The following is a 5,544-nucleotide window of genomic DNA, read 5'->3' as shown; positions in this document are numbered from 1 at the left end:
GGGGCCTGCTTAAATGGGCATTGGCTTCTTCATCGTTAACAAATCTTTCTGCATCCACATCCCATTCCAACCTTCTGCCCACTTTCATGGCCACATGACTGATCAGACATACTGAACAGGACCGATGCCCAACTTCTATAGGAGAAATGGGCTCTTTCCCACTTTGGATACATTCCAGCCAGTTACCATGTTGATCTTCACTCTTGTACAAATAGATTTCATTCGGACCAATGACCGATTCCAATAATCTGGGGTCAGAGGCATCCAAGGCTTTGGCGCTTTCACCTTGACTCACCGGGTCACTGGCAGAGGCTACATAACTCCCACGGGAAACCCACACCCATCCCTCGGTTCCTTCATAACGAATGCCATTGGGATAACCTCCACTGGTCAACATGGTAATCCCATTATCATATTCCGCCTTGACCATAAAGTCTCCATGCACGTTCCAAAAACCCGATCTGGGGAATTCTGCAACTGCTTCAATATATCTTGGTCCAGTGAGTTCGGTATCCATGCCCCAAGCGGCAGAGTCAAAATGATGCTGTCCCCAACCGGTAATCATTCCTGCTCCATAGTTTTCATGTCTCAACCAGCCAGGACGGTCATAACCTTCCTGTGGGTGTACACCAATTTCAGAATAGGGCAATTCCGGTGTAGAGCCCAACCACATGTCGAAATTCAGGTTTTTAGGCACTGGCATTGGAACTGCTTCCGGACCAGATGGATCACCTGGCAGCCCTATGCGAACAGTATGCAGTTTCCCAATTCTCCCATTACGTACCAATTCAGCCGCTATCCTAAACTGGGGGCTGGAGCGCTGTTGGGTACCTAATTGCACAACCACACCGGTTCTTTTTACCAAATCTGTCAACTGTCTCCCCTCTTTAATGGTGAGTGAGGTAGGCTTTTGCAGGTAGATGTGTTTACCTGCTAATGCAGCTTCCATGGCAGGTTGGGAATGCCAATGATCAGGCGTGCTGATAATCACGGCATCAATGTCTTTATCCAGGAGCATTTCCCGATAATCTCCATATTGCTTGACATCCATGTAGGGTTTCCCCATTTTGTCGGAATAATATTTTTCCACCAACTCCTTACCCTCCTTCATCCTTTTGCTGTCTACATCAGAAACAGCCACGATCCTACCAACATCATGCTTCCAAGTTCCTGGCAAGTCATGGTCTCTTGCGATTCGGCCGCAACCGATCTGACCAATATGGATTTTATTGCTGGGTGCATTTTTCCCAAATACCGATGCAGGTACAATGGTTGGAAAACCCAATACAGCACCCGATAAAGCGGTAGTTTTGATAAAATCTCTTCTTTTCATAGGTTATTTAGGTTTTAATATTTTGCAAATTCATCCCAATAATCCTCTGCCTCTCCAGGGGTTAAATCACCGTCAAATACAATCATCCTGTATTTGAGCGTATTGGTCTTACCAGGCAGGATTTCCCATGCTTCATGCCTGATGGGACAAAACTCTATAAAGACATTTCCAATCCCATCATAAAAATCTTCAGGCCAAACACGCATAGGTTCAGGGTGGGCCCGGTTACTCGGATGACTGAGAAAAAGGATACCGCTTTGACCTGATGGATCGTCAGATTCCCCAAATACCATCACCCATTTGGCAAAACTCCCATCGGCTGTTTTGCGGTCATTCCCTCCTGAAGTCAGGACATGGCTGTTATCCGTCCCCCATCTTGCTGTTGCCCTGAATCCTATCCCCCCACCATAACGATAGGCATCTAAGATTACCGGACTGCTCAATGGCGTTGAGATTTCAGTAGTATAATCCACTGCATATCGCTTATCCTGCACGTTCCAAACCCTTATTCCTAAATCTTCTTCAATGGCCACTTGTGTTCCATTTGGCGCTAACAGGTCGACATGATTTTGCCTGGCCATGACTTCTGCATATTCTGCATGTTCCTTGGAAGCCAAAAGACGATCAAAATCCACTCGACCCTGTCCATCACCTAAATTCCAAAAATCCACTTCTCTTCCCTCCACCAATGTTCTGGTCCAGGGCCCCCATACCCCATAGTGGTGATAATGATCAGGAGGCTGTATGCGGGTAAGTTCCTGCCCTGATGGAGAGTATATCGGATGGATAAATCCAGATTTGCTGAATTGGGCATCTACTCCCTCAGGAACCGGAGCCATGGCTGTCTGATATCTCAGTAAGACCTTATCTTCAAATACAAAATCTATCCCTTTTTCTGATTCCCTTAATTGGATTTCCTGGCCAAAAACCAAAACTGGCAATGTTATAAGGCAGGCCATTCCACAGAAAAGTCTTTTGAAAATCATAGGTTTTTAGGTTATTTGGTTTGGACTTATCAATTTATACAAAATATCGAAAGCCGCCATGCAAAATCCCGATTTTAGGATTATTGGAATAATATCCATTTTGATGCTTATTATTACAGGGTCTGTGCGCCCTACTTATTCTCAAGACTTACCAGTTGTCCCTTTAGATGATACATGGAAACAAAAAATTCATGCCTTGGCTCCGGAAAAAACGAATTTTCCCGTTTCTGAAAAGAAAAGGATTTTGGTTTTTTCCCTGCATACCGGTTTTGAACATTGGGTCATCCCCCATACTTCAGAAATGATCCGGATCATCAGTGAAAAAAGTGGGGCATTTGAAGTGAAGGACAGTAAAGATATCCGCTTATTTGATCAGGAAAACTTGGAGAAATTTGATGCAGTCCTATTGAATAACACCTGTTCAAAACCTGAACACCGTAATCTTTTCTGGGATAAATTAAGGGCTGAATCCGATGCTGACAGCCTGATCTTGATGCAAAAGGCCTTAGAATTAGAAAATAACTTGTTGACCTATGTCCAAAATGGCGGAGGCTTGATGGTGGTCCATGGAGCCATCACTACCCAAAATAAGTCCAGGGCTTTCAGCCGCTTGGTGGGGGCCAGCTTTGATTACCATCCTCCGCAACAGCCGATTCAGGTGAGATTAGTTGATCCGGAACATCCCATGGTACAGGTTTTTCCAAAAGAAGGATTCAAGCATATTGATGAACCCTATTTCTACAGCAATGCCTATGAAGACAAGGACTTTAGACCTTTGCTCTATTTTAACAATGAAGAGATCACGGGCCAAAGGGAACCTGCCAAGACCGGAAAAACCTATGTGGCCTGGATCAGGGCTGAAGGCAAGGGAAAAGTGATGTACTGCTCCCCCTCCCACAATGCCCAAAGTTTTGAAAACCCCTATTTACTTCAATTCTTTTTGAATGGCTTACAATATGTAGTGGGAGATGTGGATTGTGAAGATCAGCCTGTTGGGTCTTTTTGATTTCGAACTGATCGTAAGTGTTTTTGAAAAAGTTAATAAGACCTTCGAGATAATTCAAAACCTTACAAAACCCTAATCATTTTTAAATACTTTAAACCATGGTTCTGATGGTAAATATTTGACCTTGGGATAGAAAACATGAAACTCCATATTGCTGATTAATTTACTCCAAACCTTGCCACAAATCCAATATTAAAACTCCTACCCGGTTCCATAAATACATTTTGATTTCCCGGAGCACCTCTTGACACATGACTTCTGTATAACTTATCTGTCAAGTTGGTAATACTGAAAACAAGTTTTGAATGGGGCAATTTGTTACTCAAATTATGCAGATTCATACCCGTGTTGATATTAAAAATCGCGTAGCCAGGAGTGTCAATTTCATTTGGGGCTGGATCATTTTGGTCAAATACCAATAACATTTCCGGCCTTACAAAAAACTTATCTTCACGCTCCTGGATATGCACCCCTGTCCATAATTGCGTTGCAGGTATAGACTGTAGTGGGTTGTTAGTAATATTATTAATACCGTTAATGATAGCTCCACTTATAAAAACACTGGATAAAGCCCCTATCTTAGCTCTTATATCCCACTCAAATCCCGTCAATGTGGCTTCTCCAATATTTTGGATTTGAATTGAAGGTGTATCTTCGAATATAATGTCCGCTTCTTCGAATAAATTGTTTAGAAAGTTTTGGTAAAAATTTGCTTCAATTGTTATTATTCCAGCTTTATATTTTGTTCCCAATTCGTAAAAAACTCCTGTTTCTGAATTTAAATTTGGATTGGGCACCAAAAACCCCTGACCAACTTCAGCGAAGTGGTATTTGGAGAATAAATCAGGACCCCTAAATGAGTTTGCAAGATTGGTAGTAAAACTAAAGGCATCTGTAACTTGGTACTTCATCCCTATGTTACCTGTCAATTGAAGATCGCTACTTGAACTGTTGTCACTATTAAATACTTGAGCTATTTCTTCAATACCAAAAGGCCTATCTTCAATCCGAGTCCTCACATTGTCTAATCTACCTGCAACTAATAAATCTATCTTTTTGCCCAATTTCACCTCTTCAATAGCAAATAAACCAATGCTATTACTGTAGCTATCAGGCTGAATTTGTTCATAAGGCCGATTGATTTCGTTAACCATATTCCCCATTGGATTAAAGATTTGGATATTTAGCTCTCTACGGGTTCCGATACGGTGTTCTCTCAGATAATCTATTCCGAAGGTCATTTTAGCATTGTCCCTTTGTCTTAAAGTTGAGAAAAATCTTCCCCCCATGAAGGGTACATCTACATCCAGCATAGCATTAATTCTCCTATTCAAATTAGTAGTATTCGGAAATGGAATGTTGGTAATTTGGTCTACATTTAAATTTTGCTCTTTATAAAACAACCTGACCCCAATTGACTCTATCTTTTCAGAAATATCGTAACCATCATAAGCTAAGTTGATGTCCTTTTGAGTATCTGGATCAAATCTTCTTATTACACTTGGAGGGCCTGGCGCTCCTAGACCGCCAGGAAAGCCAACATTCCTGTTTTCAAAATATTTACCACTTATTTCAACTCTATGATTAGCTGCCCATGAATACCCTAGGTTAAAATCAAAATTAGTGGATTCAAACTGGCTGTTTTCTATCTCCCCTTCGGCTGTTTTTGTATTGCCTGCTTTTCGCATCCCTCCTCCCATTAAAAAATCAAAGCCATTCCCGCTTCCCTCCAGTTCTACTCGTCCTCTGTAAAAGTCGGCAACTGATTGATAGCCTCCATAAACACTTCCACCTATTTTCATATCCTTTCCGTACCCATTTTCCGCTTTTCGTGTAATTATGTTGACAAGACCTGAAACGGCATCACTACCCCAAAAAGCAGATGCCGGGCCTTTAACAACTTCTATTCTTTCTGCCTGAAAGGGGTCCATTAATGCATAAGATCTAATCCTTCCACCCACAAATGGATTACCATCAATAAGTAATGGTGCCCGCTCTCGTGAAAGACCTCTTATGATCGGTGTACTGGCCAGTCCTCCATCACTTTGTCGCGTCACACCAGGGATATATTGTAGTGCTTCAACAGGAGTGAGTGGTTGGTTTTCTTCAATTTGCCTTTTATTAACAACATGAATTTTTACAGGTATGCTCTCTATATCACTAAGTGATCTAGTTGCCGAAACTACAACCTCTCCCATGTCTACAGACCGCAATGAATC

Annotated in this window: 4 protein-coding genes; 1 reads left to right on the top strand and 3 read right to left on the bottom strand. The window is 42.0% G+C overall.

The window, feature by feature from the left end:
* Together QZT73_RS04485 and QZT73_RS04480 are read right to left on the bottom strand one after the other, a co-directional pair.
* The coding region (locus tag QZT73_RS04485) for a Gfo/Idh/MocA family oxidoreductase (RefSeq protein WP_291786818.1) at window positions 1-1,333 on the bottom strand (1,333 nt) is incomplete at its 3' end.
* A 14-nt stretch (window positions 1,334-1,347) separates the two neighbouring features.
* Window positions 1,348-2,319, bottom strand: a complete 972-nt coding sequence (locus QZT73_RS04480) for a PmoA family protein (RefSeq protein WP_291779906.1) — start codon at window positions 2,317-2,319, stop codon at window positions 1,348-1,350.
* Between the two features lie 58 nt (window positions 2,320-2,377).
* Here QZT73_RS04480 and QZT73_RS04475 point away from each other — a divergent pair, with 58 nt between their 5' ends.
* On the top strand, window positions 2,378-3,325 hold the full coding sequence (locus QZT73_RS04475) for a ThuA domain-containing protein (RefSeq protein WP_291779903.1): 948 nt from the start codon (window positions 2,378-2,380) through the stop codon (window positions 3,323-3,325).
* A gap of 158 nt (window positions 3,326-3,483) precedes the next feature.
* Here the strand turns inward: QZT73_RS04475 and QZT73_RS04470 are convergent.
* Window positions 3,484-5,544, bottom strand: a 2,061-nt coding sequence (locus tag QZT73_RS04470; protein WP_291786816.1) for a TonB-dependent receptor, incomplete at its 5' end; no start/stop codon positions are given.

This window comes from Cecembia sp. (genome assembly GCF_007126775.1).
Classification (GTDB): Bacteria; Bacteroidota; Bacteroidia; order Cytophagales; family Cyclobacteriaceae; genus Cecembia.
Note: the sequence above shows the minus strand (reverse complement) of the source record. Positions and strands in the feature narration are given on the sequence as shown.

Excerpts from the sequence above, each read along its gene's own strand:
- QZT73_RS04475 (WP_291779903.1), top strand. The coding sequence starts at position 2,378 with ATGCAAAATCCCGATTTTAGGATTATTGGAATAATATCCATTTTGATG.
- QZT73_RS04480 (WP_291779906.1), bottom strand. The coding sequence starts at position 2,319 with ATGATTTTCAAAAGACTTTTCTGTGGAATGGCCTGCCTTATAACATTG.